The organism is Candidatus Protofrankia datiscae, from assembly GCF_000177615.2.
In the GTDB taxonomy this organism is placed as follows: domain Bacteria; phylum Actinomycetota; class Actinomycetes; order Frankiales; family Frankiaceae; genus Protofrankia; species Protofrankia coriariae.
Window position 1 is genome coordinate 3,033,308 of sequence record NC_015656.1, and the last position, 18,121, is coordinate 3,051,428.

Consider the following 18,121-nt stretch of genomic DNA (forward strand, 5'->3'; position numbering starts at 1 on the left):
GTCAGCCCGGACGGAAGACATCCCATCCTACGACCGGAAGCACCTACCGGACGGGATGGCGATTACGATCGACAATACAGAAGAGTTTACGGTGCAAACCTGGACATATCTCTACCATACGTACTGCCGTCACGCCTGCCGCTGTCGCGCGCGATGCCGTCGCGCGCAGGGCCGTCACGCGTGGTACTGCCGCGCCTGCCGTCCCCGTCACGGCCGTCGGCGCCGGCATGATCGTTCCTGCCCCCGGTGTCACCACGCATCGGAAGCGCGTCGTCGATCTCGAAGTAGGTGGGCAGCGGCCTGCGCCCGGACAGTCGCAGTACCCGCACGATCCGTCTGGCCCGCAGTGCCCGCACGTCGCGTACGGCGTCGTTGTGTAGTTGACGGGCGAGCGCGACCCGGGCGGCGGCAACATCCACCGCGTGCAGGGTGTCCGGCGCCCGGTCCGCCGTCGCCGTGACCCCCGGCGAGCGCAGGGCCCGGCTGAGGCTGTTCTCCGCCGCCTCGGTGTCGCTGTCCAGCGGGCCGCCCCCCGCGGGCCCCACCTGCGCGGCCCGGGCCCGCTCCACCGCCTCGCCCAGCTCCGTCAGCTCGCACCGCCGGGCCAGCTCCCCGGCCACCTCCACACGCAGCGCCAGCTGGCTGATCAGTCCTGTCCGGGCGTCGTCCACCCGGACCGCCAGGCGGTCCAGCCGGCTGGCCAGCCAGGTCAGATAGGTGGCGATCGCCACCACGATCACGACCGTAACAACGACGAGGGTCACCTCGCGCAGCGTAGTGAACGTGGGGTGGGAGCGCGCCAGCTGGCATGAATCTCCTCACACCGGATGGCGGACCGCCGGCCGCGGCCGATGTTGGCCCTCGGACGCTGGCCCGTCAGACACTGGCCCGTCAGACGCTGTTCGCTGCCAGTGACACCGGCCTGTCCCCGGCGACCATCTCGTACACCCCGACGATCCGTTTCGCGATCACCGTCCAGTCGTAGGCGGCCACCACCGCCCGGCCCCGCTCGGCCAGCCGCCCGCGCCGTGCGGGATCGGCCAGCAGATCGGCGAGGGTGTGGGCGAGGGCGGTCGCGTCGGCGACCGGGAACAGCCGGCCGGCCTGACCGTCGTCCAGGACCCGGCGGAAGGCGTCGATGTCGCTGGCCACCACCGGCACGCCCGCGGCCATCGCCTCCAGCAGGACGATGCCGAAGCTCTCCTGCCCCGTGTTGGGCGCGCAGTAGACCTCCCCCGAGTGGAACACCCGGGGCTTGTCCGCGTCGGAGACGAGCCCGAGCAGGTGGACGCGGTCGCGCAGACCCGGCTCGACCCGCTCGAGCACCGCCTCCCCGTCGCCGGGGCCGGCGACCAGCAGCCTGGCCTCGGGACGGCGTTCCACCAGCGCCGGCAGGGCCGCGAGCAGCACGTCCAGGCCCTTGCGCGGCTCGTCGATACGTCCGAGGAAGACGACCGTGGAGCCGTTCGAGACCGGTTCGGGCAACGGGGCCGCCCGTTCGAAGGTGAGTATCGACACGCCGTTGGGGATGAGGATCGCGTCCACGCCGAGATGTTCGACGAGCGTGCGACGGGCCGCTTCGGACACCGCGATGCGGGCCCGGACCTTCTCCATGGACGGCTGCAGCGCCCCGTGCGCGGCTGTCAGGATCTTCGAGCGCGGGTTGGACGTGTGGAACGTGGCGACGATCGGGCCGTCGGCGAGCATGCAGGCGAGCAGGCTGACACTCGGCGCCGTCGGTTCGTGCACGTGCAGGACGTCGAAGTCGTGCTCGCGCAGCCACCGGCGTACCCGCGCCGCGGACACCGGCCCCATCAGCAGCCGGGCGACCGAGCCGTTGTAGGGCACCGGCACGGCGTGGCCGGCGTCCACCCCGTACGGCGGGAGCGCGCTGTCGTCGCCCACCGGCGTGATCACCGATACCTCGTGCCCGAGGGCGACCAGGGCCTCGGCGAGATCACGCACGTGGACCTGGACTCCGCCGGGAACGTCCCAGGTGTAGGGGCAGGCAAGGCCGATCTTCATGTTCTCGGCCCTGGCTCTGGCTCCGACCGCGGCGCCGGCTCCGACCGCGGCTGTGGTAGCTCCGTCTCCGTAGCTGTCGGCGTCTCCGTCGGCCTCGCCGTCTCCGTCGGTGCCGGTGTCCGCGTCGGCGTCTGCGGTGGCACGGCCGGTGGCTCGTTCCGCCAGATGCGCTGGAGCATGTGCCAGTCCGCGGGACGGGCGGCGATGCCCTCGGCGAAGGCGTCGGCCAGTGCCTGGGTCATCCGCGCCACGTCGGTGTGCGGCACCGCCGGGTGGATCCGCACGCCCCAGCCGTCCCGGTCGAACCAGAGCGTGGCCGGCAGCAGGGTCGCGCCGGTCCGCAACGCCAGGGTGGCCGGCCCCGGCGGCATCGTGGCCGTCGCGCCGAAGAACTCCACCGGCACGCCGTCCTCGGACAGGTCGCGGTCGGCCAGCAGGCAGATCGTGCCGCCCCCGCCGAGACGGCCGGCCAGCAGGTCGAAGGGGGGACGCTCGCCCCCGGTCAGCGGGATGACCTCCATGCCGAGCGCCGAACGGAACCGGACGAACCGGTCGAACAGCGACGCCGGCTGGAGACGTTCAGCCACGGTCGTGAACGGTTCGCCGGTGGCGACCAGCCAGGCGCCGGCATGCTCCCAGTTGCCCATGTGCGGTAACGCGACAACGGTCCCGCGGCCGCTGGCGAGGGCGTCGCGCAGACGTGGCTCGTCCAGCATGTGCATTCCCCCGATGATCCGCTCACGGGAGATGTCCTGGAGGCGGAAGACCTCCAGCCAGTAACGCGCGTAGGACCGCACGGCCGCCCGGGTCAGCCGGTCGAGATCGGTGCCGGGCGGGGTGACACGGGCGAGGTTGGAGCGCAGCCGGCGCACACCACGACCGTCCCGCCGTACGGCGACGTCGGCCGCCGCCGTGAACGCCGCGGCCGCCACCCGCTCGGGCAGCAGGCGGACCACCCGCCAGCCCGCCGCGTACGCCAGGTCGGTCATCCGCGCGCGGGACACCCAGGGCTCGGCTCCCAACCACGTCACCAACCAATCATGGTCATTCGCGCGCGGGACACCCGGTACGTGCCTCAGCGGGCCCGCGGACCGGCGGTCGGTTCGGCCGGTGGGGCACCGGCAGCCGCGGACGCACCGGCGGCGCCGGCCGCCCCGGCCCCCCGCAGATACTGCCGACGCACATGAACGACACGCTGTGTCACCGTCAGGACGGTGGCGCCGGCAAGGAACCACAGCGCAGCCGGCAGCAGGTACGGCACGCCCAGGCCGTAGAGACCGGCCGCGACCAGGACGATCAGCAGGCGTTCGCCGCGTTCGGCGAACCCCACGTCACACCGCAGCCCGAGGCCTTCGGCCCGCGCCTTGACGTAGGAGGTGATCGAACCGGCCACCAGGCTGATCAGGGCAGCCACGCACAGTGGCAGCGAGTCACCGTCACCGGCGTACCACAGGATCAGCGAGCTGAAGATGGCGCCGTCCCCGACCCGGTCGGAGGCCGAGTCCAGGAACGCGCCCCACGGCGAGGAGATCCCGCGGGCCCGGGCGATCAGGCCGTCGAGCAGATCGGAGAAGACGAACAGCGTGATCACGAGGGTGCCGACGAAGAAGACCCCGCGGGTGAAGAAGCCCAGCGCGGCACCGCTGACACCGATGGTGCCGACGATCGTCACCGCGTCCGGCGACACCGACGACCGGGCCAACCGCTCGCCCAGGGGATCGAGCACCCGTTGAATCTGCGGTCGCGCCTTGCTAGCGAGCATGTACGTCCCGTCGTGTACGTCCGGTGCTGTCCCTCACAGTACCGCTGTGACCATCGGCAACCCGTTCCTTGCCAGACCGACATGGGTTGTTCACATGCCGGCGGAGGGGGAACCTGTTCCCACGAGTTTTTCACAGCAGCTCACCGCTGACCGCCGGCACGACAACCGCCAACAACCGTCGACATGGCAAGTGTCGACACCACAACCGTCGACGTCACAATCGTCGACCTGACAACAGCCGGACCGTTTCCTCCACCCACACAACCGTCACCACTGACACAACCACTCATGACGACGCGATCACGCGATCCGCCACCGGCCGCCCGGAGCGGATCGGCCCATCGCGTTCGTCCTGTCACCCAGGTGGGGTCCACTGGTTCAGCCCTCCCAGCCGCCCAGTGGCCGTCACCAGGGCCACCGGGTGGCCGTGTCACACCGGGGAGGCGTAGGTGAAAACAACCGCATGCAATGATCGTCCCGACCTCGAGCACCTGGCCGACGTACGCAACGTCATCCTTGTCGGCCACACCGGCGCGGGTAAGACGACTCTTGCCGAGAGCCTGCTGGCCGCGGCCGACGAGGGCGAGGCGGCGCAGGGCCGTCCCGCCCCGCCGCGGCACACCGATCACGACGATGCCGAGCACCGCCAGCGCACGATCAACCTGACCGTCCTGTCCACCACCCACCGGGGCATGCGGATCAACCTGCTGGACACCCCCGGGCTCGCCGACTTCATCGGCGACCTGCGCGCCGGGCTGCGCGGCGGGGACGCGGCCCTGTTCGTGGTCAGCGCCCTCGACGGCGTCGACGGCTTCACCCGGCTGCTGTGGGACGAGTGCGCCGCCGCCGGCACACCCCGGGCAATCGTGCTCACGAAGCTGGAACATCCCCGCGCCGACTTCGCCGCGACCGTCGCCACCTGCCAGAAGCTGTTCGGCCCGGGCGTGCTGCCGCTGTACCTGCCGGTACGCCTGCCAGCGGCGGACGGGCCCGCGCCGGGGCACGGCGGCTACCAGCTGATCGATCTGTTGTCCGCGGGCAGCGCCATTCCCGGTGCCGTTTCCGCCGCCGGGAACGGCACCACCCGGCCGACAGTCGCCGCCGCCCGCAACGCCCTGATCGAGGGGATCATCGCCGAGAGTGAGGACGAGTCCCTGCTCGAGCAGTACCTCGCCGGGGAGCCGCTGGCGCCGGAGCTGCTGCTTCGCGACCTGGAGACCGCGGTCGCCCGCGGCCGCTTCCACCCGGTCCTGCCCGTTCTCGGCCCGGCCGGTGCCGTCGGCGGGAGCGGCGACATGCTCGGCGCCGCCGAACTGCTGGACCTGTTCACCCGGGCGTTCCCGTCCCCCGCCGAACACCGCCTGCCGGTGAGCACCCGCCCTGACGGGTCGTCGGGGCCGTCGCTGTCGGCCGACCCGGACGGCCCGCTGGCCGCCGAGGTCATCCGGACCACGACCGATCCCTACGTCGGACGCATCTCACTGGTCAGGGTGTTCTCCGGGACGCTGCGCACGGACACGACCGTCCACGTCTGTGGGCACGGCCGGGCCGAACGCGGCCATCCCGACCACGACGACGACGGGCGGATCGCGGGGATCTCCCGGCCGGCCGGCCGCTCCGGGCAGCGGCCGGCGCAGGTCGTGCGGGCCGGTGACCTGTGTGTCGTGGCGAAACTGGCCACCGCGGAGACCGGTGACACCCTGTCCAGCCCGGACGACCCCATCCTGCTGCAGGCGTGGTCGATACCGCGGCCGCAGCTGCCCGTGGCGATCCGCGCGCGCACGAAGAGCTCGGAGGACAAGCTGTCGACCGCGCTGGCCCGCCTCGCCGCGGAGGACCCGAGCCTGACGGTGGAGTACGGCACCGAGAGCGGCCAGCTCGTGCTGTGGTGCATGGGCGAGGCGCACAGCGACGTCGTCATCGAACGGCTGCGGACCCGCTACGGCGTGGACGTCGACCGGGTGGCGCCGCGGGTGCCGCTGCGGGAGACGCTGCGCGGACCGGCGCGGGGCACCGGCCGGCACGTCAAACAGTCCGGCGGCCACGGTCAGTACGCGATCTGCCACGTCGAGGTGGAGCCGCTGCCGGCCGGCAGTGGCCGGGAGTTCGTCGACGAGGTGGTCGGCGGCGCGGTCCCCCGGCAGTTCATCCCCTCGGTGGAGAAGGGCGTGCTGCGCCAGCTCGACCTCGGGGTGGCGGCCGGCTATCCGCTCGTCGACATCCGGGTGCGGCTGGTGGACGGCAAGGCCCACTCGGTGGACTCCTCCGACATCGCCTTTCAGGCCGCCGGGGCGCTGGCGGTGAAGAACGCCGCCCGGGCCGCCGGGATCGTCCTGCTCGAGCCGGTGCTCGCCGTCTGCGTGCTCACCCCCGACGAGCACGTCGGCCCGGTGACCAGCGATCTCGCGGCGCGGCGCAGCCGGGTCGTCGGCATCGAGCCGGTCGGCGGTGGGCAGTCCAACGGGCAGGCGGTGCACGGGAGCACCACGGGCCGGACCCTGGTGCGGGCCGAGGTGCCCGAGAAGGAGATGCTGCGGTACGCGGTGGACATCCGTTCACTGACCCAGGGCACCGGCACGTTCACCCGTGACAATCTGCGTTACGAACCGGTACCCGACCACCTCGCCGCCGACCACCTCGGCGACAGACCCGGCGAAACCGGATAGCACGGGGCCCGCATCCGTGGTAGGCCCGGATCAGCACCGGTTCGGGCCCCACCGCCGTGCCGCCCCCGACCATCCCTTGGCGGGCACGGAAAAGCGGTCCACTTCCGACACGGCATCGGAACACGGCATCGGAACATAACACCGGAACATGACATGGGGAAACGCGGTCCCCCGAAACACCGCGTCGGAAGAACGGCACCTGGGCAGCTGTGCACGGCACGGGAGAACCGTGCCGTGCACAGCCGCGGGGCCGGTGCCTATTCGGTTTCCTTCCACGCGGCGGCGGTGAGCTCGCGGGTCTGGCCCAGCAACGCGGGCAGGACTTTCGTGCCGCCCACGACCGGCATGAAGTTGGTGTCACCGCCCCAGCGCGGCACGACGTGCTGGTGGACGTGTTCGGCGATACCGGCGCCCGCGACGACACCGAGATTCATCCCGATGTTGAAGCCGTGCGCGCCGCTCGCCCGCCGCAACGCCCGCAGCGCGTGCTGGGTGAACAGGGCCATCTCGATGGTTTCGGCGTCCACCAGGGCGGCATAGTCCGGAATATGCCGGTACGGCACAATCATGAGATGCCCGGAATTGTACGGGTAGAGATTGAGGACGGCGTACACGGTCTCGCCCCGGGCGACGACCAGCCCGTCCTCGTCCGACAGGGACGGGATCTCGCAGAACGGGCACTGCTGGCCGGCAGGCCGTTCCCCCTTGATGTACGCCATCCGGTGCGGTGTGTAGAGCCGGCGGAACGCGTCCGGGCTGCCGACGCCGGCCTGCGCCTCCAGAGAAACACCCTCCGGGGCGGTCGGAATCACGTCCACGAACTGCCCGTTCCCGCGTTGCCCGCGGGCAAAGCGACGCTCACGGGCGGCATGCTCACAGGTGGCCTCGCAGACGGCGCGGTCACGGACCTGGGACCACCCTGGTGGTGTGTCACTGGCGGGGCCTCCCGATGCGTCCGGAAGCTGGCTGGGCACGCACGCCGGCCGGACAGGCTGAAGACGGCGCTTCCGCCAGCCTCGCCACGGCCCGCGCACTGATGTACATCTACCTACTCCGACCCGGGCACCGCGTCAAAACACCGCTACGCCCCAGGATGCCCGGTTGGACGCCGCGCCACCAGCCACGGGATGCGCACAGAGGCCAACCACAGGTCACCGCCTAGGCTGGCCACCCCGCGATCCCACATTATGATCGCTGACCTTCTCGTCAACCACAGGAGAGGTTGACGACGTGGGGGGGTCGCCGTCAACCTCTCCCCGGTAGCGTAAGCCGTTTCAAACCACGGCGCCCGCACTATGACCAGAATCATTCAGCGTGTCGCAGCCAGGACACACCGTCACTTCTGCTTGCGCAACATGCCCGTTGCCGACCGTGGAACCACGGCAGGGTGGATAGGAGTTGTCCCCACAGTGACCAGGGACCCCGGCCCCGATCCCGGTGGGCCGACCGGGTCGGCTTCCGGAGGCGCCCCGGCCACGAAAGGCACATGATCGCGTTACCTTCGGCCCGCCGGGCACGCGCCGCCCCCGCGTCCCAGCGCCGGATGCGGACCGCGACCTGGGCCTGACGGATGCCGTGCCCCGACCCGCCGAACCGGGAGTAGACGATGACATCATCGCAGGCCAGAGCCGTCGACGACCCGGCGGAGAGCACGGACGAGGCCGAGAACGCGGGTGATGCCGGGCATACGGGCAAGGCCCACAGCACGAACGCCGACAGCGCGAACAGGGCAGAGAGCGCGGGTGGGGCCGGGAGCGCAAGTGGGGCGCAGCCGGCCGACGCTCCCGGCGGCGCGGTGGGCGGCGCGGCCATCAGGCCTGGCCCGCATCCGCCGGGCCCGAGCGGGCAGTCGCTGCGTACGGCGTACTCGTTCCTGACCAACCCGCTCGACCTGCTCATCAGGCTGCGCCACGAACACGGCCCGATCGTGCGCGGATCCCTGGGCCGTGGCACCGTCTACCTGGTCAACGACCCGGCCGCGGTGCAGGAGATCCTGGTGAGCTCCCAGCGGGTCTTCGCCAAGGGCTTCCGCAGAAAACGAATGCCGCTCGACGAGGGAATACAGCCGCTGGCTCTTCTGCTGGGTTCCGGCCTGCTCACCAGCAGCGGCGAACTGCACCGGGCCCGCCGGCGGCTCATTCAGCCGCTGTTCCACCGCCAGCGTATCGCCACGTATGGCGGAACATTCGCCAGGCTGGCCGAGGAAACCATTTCCGGATGGTCCGACGGGCAACGGTTGAACATCCATGAGGAGATGACCGAGCTGACCCTCGGAATCGTCACCAGAACCGTTTTCGACCTGCCCATGAACAGCGATCTCGTGCTGACGATACGGCGGGCGATCGCGGCGAACATGGGCGTGTCACGTCGAGCGATCCTCCCCGGTAGCCGGTATCTGGAGAAAATACCGCTGCCCACGACGTTGCGGGCCCGTAACTCCCGCGCCGACCTCGACCGGCTGATCCGGGAAATAATCGCCGACCGCCGGCGTGAGGGGGCCGACGGCAACGACCTGCTGTCGCTGCTGCTGACAACCCGCGACGCCGAAACCGGCGCGCCGCTGGATGACGACGCTGTACGTGACGAAGCTCTGACGATCCTGCTCGCCGGCCACGAGACCACCGCGAACGCGCTCAGTTGGGCCTTCCACCTGCTCGGCAACGCCCCACAGGCGCGTGAGGCCCTGCACGCCGAACTCGACGAGGTTCTCGGCGACCGGCTGCCCACCCTGGACGACCTGCCCCGCCTCCCCTACACCCGCGCGGTGTTCACCGAGTCGATCCGGCTGTACCCACCAGTCTGGATCATGTTCCGCCGTACGGTGGCGGACCACTCTCTCGGCGGCTACGACATTCCCGCGGGTTCGACGGTGCTGGTCAGCCAGTGGGTCATGCACCGCGACCCCGACTACTGGCCCGACCCCGACGGTTTCGTGCCACAACGCTGGCTGGAACCGTCCCCGACGTCATCCCCCACAGACGAAACGCAACCGTCCGCGACAGGGCCAGCCAGCGAGCCACGCTCAACGGCCACCCGTCCGAAGTACGCGTTCTTCCCGTTCGGTGGCGGTAGCCGTCAGTGCATCGGCAACACATTCGCCGAACTCGAGGCCGCAATCGTCCTGGCCACAGTCTGCCGACGCTGGCACCTGGAGCCGACCCCCGGCCATTCCGTGACCCCGCTCCCCCGCGTCACCCTGCGCCCCCGCTCCGGCGTCCCCGTAATCGCCCACCGCCGCAACCCCTGAGCCACAAACCACACCCACAAACCACAGGCGTGCGCCGGCCATCTCGCCCCGGCACACGCCCCCACCAAAAATCATCCAAAGGGCGCAAACATGCCAAACCGCCCCTCAGGGGCCCACACTCGAACAGGTACAAAACCACCCAAATGGCAGCAAGCAACCAAAACCAGCCTCCCGAAGCCGCCCAAAGGGCGGCGAGCCCCCAACCCGGGCTGCCCGAGCACCGCGTCCGCCTCCGCAGCAGCGAAGCCGCCCCAAGGGCGGCGAGCAACCAGAACCGGCACCCCGAAGCCGCCCCAAGGGCGGCGAGCCCCAAAAAGCCCGATCGACCAGGCCCGCCAACCGGGGGTCCCATGGCCGCCCCCGCCGTAGAGCCGTGGGGGCTCCGGGGGCTCGGCCCCCGGGCAGGCATCGCGGCCCCGGCGAAGCCGCCCAAAGGGCGGCAAGCAAGGAGGACCAGCGCGTGGGCGTACGTGGTTTCGAACCACGGACCTCTGCCGTGTGAAGGCAGCGCTCTACCACTGAGCTATACGCCCTGGAGACGCATGAAGCTTACTACGTCGTTGCGGTGGGTCGGGCTGGGTGGCCGTCAACGCCGTCCCAACAAGACGGGGGCTGGTGGGGCGGCGGAGAGGTGCGGGGCGCCCGATGCGACCTGTCCGCTGTGACCCATGATGTCGGTCACATCAGGGCTTGCGGAGCGAGGTTTCGTCGGTCACGATCCGAACACAACTCGCCCCGATTGGGACGAGCGAGGGAGGGGTAGACCCCATCTCATCAGGCACGACAGCACTTGCAATGCGAATACGAAGGGTAATCGACCTACGGGGGTTCCGCCACATGACGCTCATTGACCCAGGCGGCCACGGATGGGCTGCGCGGCCGTCTCCGACGGACGGCCGCGGTCCGTGTACCTGCGCCATGCCGGGCAACTCTCCCGAACCGGCGTAACGGATGTTCAAGTCGCATAACCTTGTTTCCAACGAGCCTCAAAGAGGGAACCATCTCGTTACACGGGTGCTCGCCCGAACCACCGCAGCACTGAGAGGCCGCCCGATGACAATTCGTCACGATTCCATCACAGCAGAACTCGCACTTCGGCTCGTCGTTCCTGGTGGAGCGCCCGTCCCGGTGGCGGCGACGATGCGCTACGAACCGGCGGATCCCTACGCGGTCAGCATCGGGTTCCGTACCGGCGCGGACGAGGTTGTCGAGTGGACGTTCGCTCGCCAACTGCTCAGCGACGGCGTCCGGCGACCGGCCGGGGACGGCGACGTGCAGGTGTGGCCGGCGGCCCAGTCCGGCGGGCGGATCGTCTGCCTGTCGCTGTCCAGTCCCTCCGGCCACGCGCTGTTCGAGATGCCGCGGTCCGAGGTGCTGTCGTTCCTGCGCCGCACCTACTCGGTGGTACCTCTCGGTGGGGAAAGCGAAGTCGTCGATCTGGACGCGGAGCTCGCGCTGCTCATCTGGGGTGGCCCGCAGACCTGACATCGCCCAGGCCGGGGCACCCGGTGTCGTCCCGGCCTGACCATCGCGCCTGACGACCACACCAGGACGCCTGACAGCGCAGATCCCACGGATCCCGCCGACGCGAATCCTACCGATCTTCGCAGATCCTCCAAGTGGTCGATGCACCCTGCCGGCCAGGTGGACCCGCCCGGCGGCAGACCGCCCGGACCAGTCCCGTAACCGGTCACCGAGCGGAAGCCGCCCGAACATGACCGCATCGGACCGGACGGCGTCCACACCGGACGCCGTCAGTCACAGAAGGTCATAGCCGTAGGTCGTTCAAGTAATTCCGCTGGCAATTCCACGTGGCGTCCACGGGCTCTGTCAGGTCGGGACGGACGAACAGATCCTCAGCAGCCGTTCGGCCTTGAGCTCCGTTTCACGCCATTCTCCTTCCGGGTCACTACCCCAGGTGATTCCGGCGCCGGAACCGAAACACAGCCGGCCGGCCGCGAACCAGAACGTCCGGATACCGACCGCGAGTTCACCCAGCCCCCGGTCGGCGTCGACCCAGCCGACAGCGCCGCAGTACGGCCCGCGCGCCGCCGGCTCCAGATCCCGGATGACCCGCAACGCGCTCAGTTTCGGAGCGCCCGACACCGACCCGGGCGGGAAGCTCGCGGCGAACAGCTCGGGCCAGCCGACATGCGGCCGCAGCCGCGCCTCGACGGTGGACACCAGATGCACCAGGCCCGGATGGGCCTCGAGCGCGCACAACGCCGGGACACTCACCCCGCCCGGGCAGGCAACCCGGCCGAGATCGTTACGCACCAGATCGACGATCATGATGTTCTCGGCGATGTCCTTCTCCAACAGGTCCGCCGCGACCCGGCCCGTTCCCTTGATGGGCCCCGAGCGCACCACGTCGCCCCGGCGTGACAGGAACAGCTCCGGAGACGCGCTGATCACCCGAATGTCCGCCTCCGGGACATACATCACGGCCGCGTACGGCGCCGGGTTGCCGCGCGCCAACGCCCCCCCGAGAGCCGCGATCGCCTCACCGCTCACGGCGGCCATCGGCACGGACAACACTCGGCACAGATTGACCTGATAGACCTCACCGGCGGCGATCTCGGCGCGGATACGCCGCACGCCGGCGACATAGCCGTCCCGATCCAGGCTGCTCGTCCACACGTCGCGGAGCGGGCCGTGCCACGGCCGGCCCGCGATCGCCGTCAGCGAGGGCGCGGCACGGACGTCCGCGAAACGCACACACCGCGCCGCGCCCTCGAAGTCGACCACGACCGCCCAGAAGCCGCCACGGTCGAGGGCGGCCAGGTCATCGGTGATGTCGATCACGCCGGTCGCGAGCCGACCACCGGCGACCATGAAGGATCCCGTCCGCCACGGCGGGCGGCGCCGAACCTCCATCCGCCCGCCCGAGGCCTGCGTCACCGGTCTGCCAGCACCGATGAAGACGCCCCCCGGCCTGGCCTGCCGGCCACGGTCCGGGCTGTCCCGAGTCGCGCCGTCCATCCGAATCACGCTACCGGCGTCCGGGCCCGTGGCACGTGGCCCGACCAGCACGTTTTGACAACCGGCAAGCACAACCGACACCAGCAGACGGGCAACGACACAGAGACTTCACATCACAGACACAGCAGACGGCGAGTCATTCGACGCTCCCCCACATCGTCCGCTAGAGTGCTACCTGCACCCGCCGAGAGGCGAGGGGCACGCGGACGTGGCTCAGCTGGTAGAGCATCACCTTGCCAAGGTGAGGGTCGCGGGTTCGAATCCCGTCGTCCGCTCGAGAGTGTGTGAGGTCAGAGGTCAAGCCCGTCCCGGCCTCCCTGGCGGAGTGGCCGAGTGGTTTAGGCAAGGGCCTGCAAAGCCCTGTACGCGGGTTCGATTCCCGCCTCCGCCTCGGCAACAAGGCACCAAACCGGAACAAACTCGGGCGATTAGCTCAGTGGGAGAGCGCTACCTTGACACGGTAGAGGCCACTGGTTCAATCCCAGTATCGCCCACGCGCCGGCCTTCCTTGCTTGCCGCCCTTTGGGCGGCTTCGCCAGGGGCCGCGATGCCTGCCCGGGGGCCGAGCCCCCGGAGCCCCCACGGTTCTACGGTGGGGGTGGCCATGGGGCCCCGGTTGGCGGGCTTGGTCGATCCGGCTTTCTGGGGCTCGCCGTCCTTTGGACGGCTTCGGGGTGTCGGTTCTGGTCGCTTGCCGCTCGTTGGGCGGCTTCGCCGAGGGTCGCGATGCCTGCCCGGGGCCTGGACCCCTGGACCCCTGGACCCCTGGACCCCTGGACCCCCATGATCCTACGGTGGGGGTGGCCATGGGGTCCTCAGGAGGGGACCCGGCCCAGTCGTCACCGTTTATGCCAACCTCCCCGCCCGCCACCTCTTGGGGCGGCTTCACCGAGGGCCGCGATATCTGCCCAGGGTCGAGGCATGGAGCCCCCGGGGTCCCGCGGCGGAGACGATCGCAGAATGACCGAGCGCGGAGCTCGTCCTAGCGCTTTCCTGGCCCGTCCATGTGCCGGCTTCGGGTGCTCAGGGGGACTGGTGCGCCGGCCTCCGGAAGCCTCCAGCCGTCGGTGAAAACCGCTGCTGTGACGACGGTTTCTACCTACGGACGCGGAAGTCGTAGGTAGAAACCGTTGCTGTGGCGACGGAAGTTACCTACATCTTCCGCCAAATCATGCTCGGAGCGAACCGCCGGCACGGACGGGTCTCCAGGAATCGCGTACGGTGTGAGCCGAGATATTCGCGCCGCCGCGCAAGATAGCGGGAGGAGCAGGCAGCGCCCTCGTCTCCTCGTTCGATGGCCGGGTGCTCTTCATGGCCGGCGGGGGATGCGTTCAGGCGTGGGATCTGGTGCTGCGCGGGCGGATATTGCGCCGGGAGAGCGAACGGGAACCGCGGGAGATCTCCGCGGCCGGGAACGGGCAGTTGGCGATCACGCATGGTGAAGGTACAGAGATCTGTGATATCCAGCGAGGCCGCTGTGCGGGCCAGGGCGTGTGAACATCTCGATGCCCGTCGCCGCGGCTGGCCCTCGGGGCGCTTGAAGACGGTATCCGCCCGCTCGTGGCCGGCAGGTCGGCGAACATCGGGGCCGGTCAGGGGTGGCACGGCGTTCCACCCACACGCGGCCGGCAGGGCCGGCAGGACCGTTTGGAGCGGCAGGGCTGGTTTGGAGCGGTGGGGCCGGTTGGAGCGGCGGGTCAGTCAGTGGATCGGGTTGAGGTCGCCAAGGATCAGGCGGGCGACGGTTCGGATGATGTCGTCGTCACCGACGGGGAGCTCCTGGGCTCGGCAGTAGTACCAGGCGCGTTCGAGCATCCCCATGATCGATAATCCCAGGGCTTCCGGCGCGCTGGTCGGCTCGGTCTGCCGGCCGCGCAGGTTCGTTCCCAGCAGGGACGCGACCCGCATCTGCATCCGTCTGCTGCTGTTACGGAACTGTTCGTCCGCTGGCGCGGAGTGCCCGGAGGCAAAAATGAACGCACCGTGCGCATCCATAAACGCGAAGTAGGCATGTACCCATCCGATCACGTCGGGCAGGCCGCACGGCCGCGGCATCGCCTCCCAGCAGGAAACAATCTTAAGAATGTCCCGGTAGGCGTTCTCCCCGAGGGCGTTGAAGACCTCGCGCTTGTCATGGAAGTAGGTGTAGAAGCCGGCCCGTGAGATCCCGCACGCGTCGGTGATGTTGCCGATCCGGGTGCCCGCGTAGCCGCGGTCGAGGAACAGCCGGCGCGCCCCCTCGAGGATGGCGTCGCGGGTACGGGCCGCCCGCCGGCCAAGTGCGGCGTCCCGCCGCGTCGTCGCTGCCGTCCCCTCGTCGATGACGCTCCTCCTTGGTCCGGCGCATGGCGGAGCAGGGTCGACGACATGTTCATGGCTGCCCCCAATGCGGTCGCAAATCCCGCCATGGCGGACGATTTTACTGCTTGATGCTTTCCGTCAATATGCTGTCGTCAGAGCGACAGTCGAGTAGGCGAAGTCCTACCACAAATCGCGTCAGGCGGAGCGACATGGCCGGCTTACAGGTATGTCAATCTTTGACACGGTATGTTACATTTACGAAATATCAGCGGCGTCGACGTGTCACCCGCTGGTCCGGCGGCGCGGACCCGTACCGTTGACGCGGCTCGGCTGATATGACTCGGCAAATGCACGTGCACGAAGCCCGAGAACGCGGCCCACGCCCAACCGGAACATCACGCCGTCCGGTAACCGCACGGTGGACGTGCGGTCAGGAAGGCGGCGCGGTCAGAAAGGCGATTATCCCGTCCGTGATGCCCTGCGCGGCGCGCCCACGCCACGCGGGGTCGGAGACCCGTGCGGCGTCGGCGGGATTGCGCATGTTGGCGCATTCGATGAACACCTTGGGCACCCGAGAGAGGTTCAGCCCACCCAGATCCGTACGGAACGACAGGCCGTCGTGCGCGATGTAGTCCGCCCGGGTTTCGCCGGTGTTCCGCTCGAAGGCGGCGCCCACCGCGTCCGCCAGCCGGGCCGACGGGGCGAGAATCGCGGCGTTGCCGCCGTCCGGGCTCAGGCTCGGGGCGATGACATGGAATCCGGTACCGCTCGCCGGGCCGCCGTCGGCGTGCACGGACACGGCCGCGTCCGCGTGCGCGTCATTGCTGATGCGGGCTCGCTCGTCGATGCACGGGCCGACCCCGTTGCCGTCCGCCCTGGTCAGGACGACGGTGGCACCCCGGTCGCGCAGCAGCGCGGCCACCCGGGTGACCACGTCGAAGGTGAACGCGTGTTCGGGATAGCCGGCTGTGGTCTGCGAGCCGACGGTGTCGCACTCCTTCGCGATGCCACCGGCGAGCACCTTCCGGTTGATCGCCGCGGGCGCCTTCGCGTTGCCCCCGTTGTGGCCGGGGTCGAGCAGGACGGTGCGCCCGCGCATCAGGTCCGGCCTGGCCGCCGCCCCGGCCCCGGCGGTGGTCGGCTCGGACGGCGACGCCGCCGCCCCGGACATCCCGAGCGGCGGCGGGGGTGGGTCGGAGCGCACCGCGTGAACCGCGAAGGCCACGATCGCGACCACCGCGACGAGCGCGACGACAAGGCCTGGCCTGAGCGCTCTCCACCGCGGCGGCATCTACCGTCGCCCCGCCTCGGGTGAGGGGACGCCGACGGCGGAACCGGGCCTCATGCCCGGCCGCTTTCGTGTCCCCTGTCGTGTCCCTCGCCGTACTCGGCCCCGTGTTTGGCACCGTGCTCGTCGTCGACGTCACCCGCCGGTACCGTGACGAAGTCGATGAGACGTTCGACCGCCCCGAGCAGACCGGCTTCGACGTCCGTGTAGGAACGCACGCTGCCGAGCACCCGGCGCCACATGTCAGCGGGTTCGGCGACGCCCAGCGCGCGGCACACGCCCTCCTTCCACGGCTGGCCCCGGGGTACCTGGGGCCAGGCCGCGATACCCACGGACGACGGCTTGACCGCCTGCCAGATGTCCACGTAGGGATGCCCGGTGACGAGCACGTACGGTGACGTCACGGACGCGGCGATGCGGCTCTCCTTGGAACCGGCGACCAGATGGTCGACGAGCACGCCGAGACGGCGCCGTGGTCCGGGCTGGAAGGCCGCGACCAGCGCGGGCAGATCGTCGACGCCGTCCAGGCTTTCCACGACGACGCCCTCCACCCGCAGGTCGTCGCCCCAGACGCGTTCGACGAGTGCGGCGTCGTGCAGCCCCTCCACGTAGATCCGGCTCGCCCGCGCGACCCGGGCCGGCTGGCCGGGCACGGCGACGGAGCCGGACGCCGTGCGGGCCGGGGCCGCCGGCGCCGACCGCACCGGCCGGGTCAGCGTCACCGTCCGCCCGTCCAGCAGGAACGCTCCGGCGGCGAGCGGGAAGGCGCGGCGGCGGCCGTGCCTGTCCTCCAGCACGACCCCACCCGCCTCAACCTCGATCACCGCCCCGCAGAAACCGGTCGCGGCGTCCTCGACGACAAGACCGGGGACGGCCTCGACAGATGGCGGCGCGGCGGGCCGTACGCGTCCGCTCCGCGCCAGCACGTCGGGCCCGTAGTCTCTGCTGCGCACCCGACCACTGTAACGGGGGGGTATGACGACTTCGCATCAGCTTTGAATCCGTACGAATCCGGTACAGATACGGTCATCACCGATGCCTGTGACACGTACTACGTCAATTCGGCATCGACCCGACCAAGGGCCCAGGTGAGGCCCGGTTGAGGCCCGGCTGAGCCGGGTCCCGAATGTCGGACAAACAATATCCGACAAACGTCGGGCATCCGTGTGCGGCAGGGCCTGCCCTCCTCGGTGGGGCCCGGAATACCGCGGCGGGCCGGCAGTGGGCAGAATCGGCTCATGACCGACGAATACGGGCCGGGCGTCGCGCTCCTGGTGATCGACGTCCAGAACGACTTCGCCGCGCCGACCGGCAGCCTGTACGTGGCCGGCGGCGAGGAGATCATCCCACCTGTCAACGACGAGATCGAACGGGCCGTGGCCGCGGGCTCACCGGTCGTCTACACGCAGGACTGGCATCCGCCGACCACCCCGCACTTCGTCACCGGCGGCGGCATCTGGCCGCCGCACTGCGTACGGGAGACCGAGGGCGCGCAGCTGCATCCGGCCCTGCGGGTCGACGGGACGATCGTGCGCAAGGGAACGGGCGGCGAGGACGGTTATTCCGGATTTACCGTACGCAACCCGCTCACCGACGCCGATCAGGCGACCGAACTGGTCGACGTCCTCACCGCCCGGGAGGTCCGCAGGATCGTCGTGGTCGGCCTCGCCGGGGACCACTGTGTGAAGGCGACGGCCCTGGACGGCCGGGCGCTGGGTTTCGACGTGGTGGTCCCGCTGGCCCTGACCCGCTTCGTCGGGCTGCGGCCCGGGGACGAGAAGCAGGCCGTCTCGCAGATGCGGGAAGCCGGGGTCCGGGTGCTTACCCGACCATCTAAATGATCACCTGAG

13 protein-coding genes, 4 tRNA genes and 1 pseudogene are annotated in these 18,121 nt (G+C 70.1%); 7 read left to right on the forward strand and 11 right to left on the reverse strand.

From position 1 onward, the window contains the following. Nucleotides 1–86: 86 nt before the first annotated feature. The 4 genes from FSYMDG_RS12590 to pgsA form a co-directional block, all read right to left on the reverse strand. The gene (locus FSYMDG_RS12590; protein ID WP_013873837.1) at nt 87–764 is read right to left on the reverse strand and encodes a hypothetical protein; all 678 of its coding nucleotides are present in this window, start codon (nt 762–764) and stop codon (nt 87–89) included. Between the two features lie 127 nt (nt 765–891). Continuing rightward, nucleotides 892–2,025: a glycosyltransferase family 4 protein gene (locus FSYMDG_RS12595; RefSeq protein ID WP_013873838.1), complete on the reverse strand. Its 1,134-nt coding sequence runs from the start codon at nt 2,023–2,025 to the stop codon at nt 892–894. Beyond that, entirely contained in the window at nt 2,022–3,014 is a 993-nt protein-coding gene (locus FSYMDG_RS12600) for a phosphatidylinositol mannoside acyltransferase (RefSeq protein ID WP_083828482.1), read from the reverse strand. Before FSYMDG_RS12600 ends, FSYMDG_RS12595 begins: the two co-directional genes overlap by 4 nt. An 86-nt stretch (nt 3,015–3,100) precedes the next feature. Further along, the gene (gene pgsA / locus FSYMDG_RS12605) at nt 3,101–3,787 is read right to left on the reverse strand and encodes a phosphatidylinositol phosphate synthase (protein ID WP_013873840.1); all 687 of its coding nucleotides are present in this window, start codon (nt 3,785–3,787) and stop codon (nt 3,101–3,103) included. 449 nt (nt 3,788–4,236) lie between these two features. Between pgsA and FSYMDG_RS12610 the strand changes: the two genes are divergently transcribed. Beyond that, entirely contained in the window at nt 4,237–6,453 is a 2,217-nt protein-coding gene (locus FSYMDG_RS12610; protein ID WP_013873841.1) for an elongation factor G-like protein EF-G2, read from the forward strand. Between the two features lie 257 nt (nt 6,454–6,710). Here the strand turns inward: FSYMDG_RS12610 and FSYMDG_RS12615 are convergent, their stop codons facing one another. After that, nucleotides 6,711–7,271: an HIT family protein gene (locus tag FSYMDG_RS12615; protein ID WP_013873842.1), complete on the reverse strand. Its 561-nt coding sequence runs from the start codon at nt 7,269–7,271 to the stop codon at nt 6,711–6,713. A 788-nt stretch (nt 7,272–8,059) separates the two neighbouring features. Between FSYMDG_RS12615 and FSYMDG_RS12620 the strand changes: the two genes are divergently transcribed. Beyond that, nucleotides 8,060–9,700 carry a cytochrome P450 gene (locus FSYMDG_RS12620; protein WP_013873843.1) on the forward strand — a complete coding sequence of 547 codons (1,641 nt, stop codon included), beginning with the start codon at nt 8,060–8,062 and terminating at the stop codon, nt 9,698–9,700. Nucleotides 9,701–10,161: 461 nt separating this feature from the next. Here the strand turns inward: FSYMDG_RS12620 and FSYMDG_RS12625 are convergent. Beyond that, nucleotides 10,162–10,233, reverse strand: a tRNA-Val gene (locus tag FSYMDG_RS12625). 520 nt (nt 10,234–10,753) lie between these two features. On the opposite strand from FSYMDG_RS12625, the gene FSYMDG_RS12630 reads away from it, so the two are divergent. Next, complete coding sequence (locus FSYMDG_RS12630; protein ID WP_013873844.1) at nt 10,754–11,185, forward strand: SsgA family sporulation/cell division regulator; 432 nt, start codon at nt 10,754–10,756, stop codon at nt 11,183–11,185. Between the two features lie 345 nt (nt 11,186–11,530). Here the strand turns inward: FSYMDG_RS12630 and FSYMDG_RS12635 are convergent, their stop codons facing one another. After that, complete coding sequence (locus FSYMDG_RS12635; RefSeq protein WP_131772530.1) at nt 11,531–12,577, reverse strand: chorismate-binding protein; 1,047 nt, start codon at nt 12,575–12,577, stop codon at nt 11,531–11,533. Nucleotides 12,578–12,884: 307 nt separating this feature from the next. Here FSYMDG_RS12635 and FSYMDG_RS12640 point away from each other — a divergent pair. The 3 genes from FSYMDG_RS12640 to FSYMDG_RS12650 all read left to right on the forward strand — a co-directional run bounded on the left by FSYMDG_RS12640 (nt 12,885) and on the right by FSYMDG_RS12650 (nt 13,176). Beyond that, nucleotides 12,885–12,957, forward strand: a tRNA-Gly gene (locus FSYMDG_RS12640). Nucleotides 12,958–13,001: 44 nt separating this feature from the next. Further along, nucleotides 13,002–13,073: transfer RNA gene (locus FSYMDG_RS12645), tRNA-Cys, on the forward strand. Nucleotides 13,074–13,104: 31 nt separating this feature from the next. Further along, nucleotides 13,105–13,176: transfer RNA gene (locus FSYMDG_RS12650), tRNA-Val, on the forward strand. 1,207 nt (nt 13,177–14,383) lie between these two features. Here FSYMDG_RS12650 and FSYMDG_RS28475 read toward each other — a convergent pair. The 4 genes and pseudogenes from FSYMDG_RS28475 to FSYMDG_RS12665 all read right to left on the reverse strand — a co-directional run bounded on the left by FSYMDG_RS28475 (nt 14,384) and on the right by FSYMDG_RS12665 (nt 17,224). Then, entirely contained in the window at nt 14,384–14,737 is a 354-nt protein-coding gene (locus FSYMDG_RS28475; RefSeq protein ID WP_237702743.1) for a hypothetical protein, read from the reverse strand. A gap of 63 nt (nt 14,738–14,800) precedes the next feature. Then, nucleotides 14,801–15,100, reverse strand: a pseudogene (locus FSYMDG_RS29670) (TetR/AcrR family transcriptional regulator); the annotation flags it as partial. Between the two features lie 313 nt (nt 15,101–15,413). Beyond that, nucleotides 15,414–16,274 (reverse strand): N-acetylmuramoyl-L-alanine amidase, encoded by an 861-nt coding sequence (locus FSYMDG_RS12660; RefSeq protein WP_013873847.1) that lies wholly within the window; start codon nt 16,272–16,274, stop codon nt 15,414–15,416. A gap of 50 nt (nt 16,275–16,324) precedes the next feature. Beyond that, nucleotides 16,325–17,224 (reverse strand): DUF3097 domain-containing protein, encoded by a 900-nt coding sequence (locus FSYMDG_RS12665; protein WP_013873848.1) that lies wholly within the window; start codon nt 17,222–17,224, stop codon nt 16,325–16,327. 285 nt (nt 17,225–17,509) lie between these two features. Here FSYMDG_RS12665 and FSYMDG_RS12670 point away from each other — a divergent pair, with 285 nt between their 5' ends. Beyond that, nucleotides 17,510–18,112, forward strand: a complete 603-nt coding sequence (locus FSYMDG_RS12670) for an isochorismatase family protein (protein ID WP_043606273.1) — start codon at nt 17,510–17,512, stop codon at nt 18,110–18,112. Nucleotides 18,113–18,121: the final 9 nt, after the last annotated feature.